The organism is Paenibacillus sp. TAF43_2 (genome assembly GCF_052113545.1).
Lineage (GTDB): Bacteria > Bacillota > Bacilli > Paenibacillales > Paenibacillaceae > Pristimantibacillus.
Window position 1 is genome coordinate 1 of the sequence record NZ_JBFRDK010000321.1, and the last position, 3458, is coordinate 3458.

Sequence of the window (3458 nt, forward strand, 5' to 3'; positions counted from 1 at the left end):
ATGCTTACGAAGCTGTTTTGCATTCGCAAAACTTAAAGCGGATGCTTACGAAGCTGTTTTGCATTCGCAAAACTTAAAGCGGATGCTTACGAAGCKGTTTTGCATTCGCAAAACTTAAAGCGGATGCTTACGAAGCTGTTTTGCATTCGCAAAACTTAAGGAGGAACCATTCCATGTTACAAGTTAAGCCCTATCAATTTTGGTTTGTTACCGGAAGCCAGCACTTGTACGGACCAGAAACATTAGAAGAGGTTGCACAGCATTCACGTATTATTGCTGCTGCATTGAATGATGATTCTGTTATTTCATCCGAAATTGTATTTAAACCTGTAGTAACAACTCCAGAAGAAATTTACAAGCTTTGCTTAGAAGCGAAAGCGGATGAGAACTGTGCAGGCATCATCACTTGGATGCATACCTTCTCACCGGCAAAAATGTGGATTCATGGGTTGTCTGAGCTGCGTAAGCCATTACTACACCTTCATACTCAATTCAACCGTGATATTCCTTGGGAAACGATTGATATGGACTTTATGAATACGAATCAATCCGCGCATGGCGACCGAGAATACGGCCATATTTTCGCCCGACTAGGCCTTGAGCGCAAAGTCGTTACGGGTCACTGGGAGGATGGCGTTACTCGTTCGCGCATTGCCAGCTGGATGGGCACTGCAATTGCAGTAAACGAAGGCCGTCATCTTAAGGTTGCTCGCTTCGGAGACAATATGCGGCAAGTTTCGGTTACTGAAGGCGACAAAGTTGAAGCGCAAATCAAATTCGGCTGGTCGATTAATGGTTATGGCATTGGTGATCTTGTTGCTCGTATGAATGAGGTTTCAGATTCAGAAGTGAAGCAGCTGCTTGAGGAATACAACGAGCAGTACGATATTTCGTCCGAGACACGCAGCAATGCAGCTTCATGGGCTTCCATTGGCGAGCAGGCTCGCATTGAGCTTGGCTTAAAAGCATTTTTACAAGATGGCGGTTTCTCCGCATTTACTACGTCATTTGAAGATTTGCATGGCATGAAGCAGCTTCCAGGTCTTGCAGTTCAGCGCTTGATGGAGCAAGGATACGGCTTTGGCGGCGAGGGCGACTGGAAAACATCTGCGCTTACTCGCATGATGAAGCTGATTGCCAATAACAAAGGTACTTCATTTATGGAGGACTATACTTATCATCTAGAAGAAGGCAACGAGCTCGTACTTGGATCACATATGCTTGAGGTATGTCCTACAATAGCGGATAGCCGTCCAAAAATCGAAGTTCATCCGCTTGGCATCGGCGGCAAAGCGGATCCAGCACGGATTGTATTCGATGGACGCGCTGGTGCTGCGCTTAATGCTTCACTCATCGATCTAGGCAATCGTTTCCGCTTGATCATTAACCAAGTGGATGCAGTGAAGCCTACTCATGAAATGCCGAAGCTTCCAGTAGCTCGTGTGCTATGGAAACCAGAACCATCGCTTCGAGATGCAGCAGAGAGCTGGATTTACGCTGGCGGCGCTCATCACACCGTATTCTCATACGTCGTAACGACTGAGCAGCTTGTAGACTGGGCGGATCAAGTTGGCATTGAAACCGTAGTAATCGATAAGCATTCAACGGTTCGCAGTGTTCGCAACGAGCTTCGTTGGAACGATCTCAGCTATCGTATTCGTTAATCTTCCTATCATCTGATTGCTTCTTAATAGAGAAGACTGCTGCTTAAAACCATACAAGGTTAAGCAGCAGTCTTTTTCTCTATTTATAGGGTGTTTTAAAGTTATGGTTTAATAGCTTTTACTCTAATCCGCACATAATCCACATACCATATACCATCATGGAATAAATCATTTCTTACTCTTGCGGCTATTTTAGCGTATAGCAACTTTTTATCTTCTTCCGATACATGAGCGAAAAAATGATTTGCAAAACCAGATAACCAGTGATTTAGTCCTTCTTCACCGTCTTCCATCTTCGTAGGCCGATCAAAAAGAACGGCATAAGTTACTCGAAAGCCTTGTTGTTCAAGTAGAGCGCTATATTCTGAAATGCTCGGAAAGAACCAAGGATTTAACTTTTCTGCATCAATAGCATAATCCTCATCAAGCACAGCTGTTGTTGCTTTTACTATTCGATTAACATTTCCTTTGCCGCCAAACTCAGCAACAAATCTGCCGGCGCTGTTTAGCACATTCCACACATTTTCAACCACTTGTTTCGCATTTTTCATCCAATGCAATGCCGCATTAGAGAATACAGCATCAAATGTTTCATCTAACTGAAACTGTTCACCATTTCCAGTGAAAAAATGAATGGTTGGATATTTCACTCGTGCTTTCTCAATCATTTCCGCAGAAAAATCCATGCCTACAACTGTTGCTCCCGTTTTCGATATTTCATAGGCCAAATCTCCGGTGCCACACCCTACATCTAATATTTTCTCGCCTGGGGCAGGACTTAATAATTCAACAACTTCCTTCCCGTACTCAGATACAAAACCCAGTTTGTTGTCATATAATTCGGTTTTCCAAAATTGGCCGGAAGGCATAATATCATCCCCTAACTATTGGTAACCATATTCTCACACAAAGATTGTATATAAGTGAAATATATTATATCTATCTACTTTATAGTTTTAAACTATAAAGTTGGATCAGAAAAAAGCTTTACTCCTGTAGGTTAGAAGCAAAGCTCATGGAATACCTCAAATATGAATGGGTTTATTCTGATTTTTCTTTTTGAATTTTTGCAGGGTTATTGATTTTGTAAGGAACAGGGTGCTTAGTAAGCTTTTTAGCGACTATTTTTCCTTCAAAATGAAGGATATCGCCGATTTCCAGCTCTAGCTTTTTGAGAGTAGCACTATGGCTGGACCACGCATCGCCGATCTCCATAGCAGGATCTTGAATGGCTACTGCGTTGTAAATAACAACCTCGTCATCTGTATCAGAAAAATTGTTAGGTACAGTCGTAAATTCTTTTACTGTTGCGACCATTTTGATCTTATCTTCAGGAAGCTGCAGTTTTGGCGCCTTTTCTTTTTTTGTTTTTTCCTTTGGAGCAGCAGCTGCTTTAGGTTCTTTATGTACTTCTTCAACGGAATCAGGCGCTGGTATCGTCTCCGAAATCGCTGCTGCATCATTAATTTGTGATGTTTCTAGCAGAACGTCATTTTTATCAGCTTCAATCTCTTGTGCAGGTGCAATCTCTTCAACTGCATTGGAAGTCTTCTGGCCATAACTAGAAGCTTGCATTTCCTTTAAGTAGGAGGGGTGAATACAATGCTTTTGTTCATTTTCAAACGAAATGACAGCAGTCATTTTATCCACATATCCAATAATAGTGCATTCGAGATTCACGCCGTTTCCTTTATAGAAAAATACTTTTGTTTTGGCAGCCTTCTCAGAAAGCAAACCCCATTCCTTGCATTTTTCTATTTGCTCTGCCTCGTTATCGAAGCTAATGTACAATAT

The 3458-nt window shown here is 42.1% G+C and carries 3 protein-coding genes; 1 reads left to right on the forward strand and 2 read right to left on the reverse strand.

The genetic code is table 11. From position 1 onward, the window contains the following. Positions 1–173: 173 nt before the first annotated feature. Positions 174–1664 carry an L-arabinose isomerase gene (araA, locus tag AB4Z17_RS32840; RefSeq protein WP_441964576.1) on the forward strand — a complete coding sequence of 497 codons (1491 nt, stop codon included), beginning with the start codon at positions 174–176 and terminating at the stop codon, positions 1662–1664. 101 nt (positions 1665–1765) lie between these two features. On the opposite strand, the gene AB4Z17_RS32845 is transcribed toward araA, so the two are convergent. Beyond that, positions 1766–2533, reverse strand: coding sequence for a class I SAM-dependent methyltransferase (locus AB4Z17_RS32845; RefSeq protein ID WP_441964578.1), 768 nt, complete (start codon positions 2531–2533; stop codon positions 1766–1768). 172 nt (positions 2534–2705) lie between these two features. Next, a complete protein-coding gene (locus AB4Z17_RS32850) occupies positions 2706–3458 on the reverse strand; it encodes a hypothetical protein (RefSeq protein ID WP_441964580.1) in 753 nt (250 codons plus the stop codon).

Bases quoted from the DNA above. Each gene is read 5' to 3' on its own strand.
- AB4Z17_RS32845 (WP_441964578.1), bottom strand. From the start codon at position 2,533: ATGCCTTCCGGCCAATTTTGGAAAACCGAATTATATGACAACAAACTG.
- araA (WP_441964576.1), top strand. From the start codon at position 174: ATGTTACAAGTTAAGCCCTATCAATTTTGGTTTGTTACCGGAAGCCAG.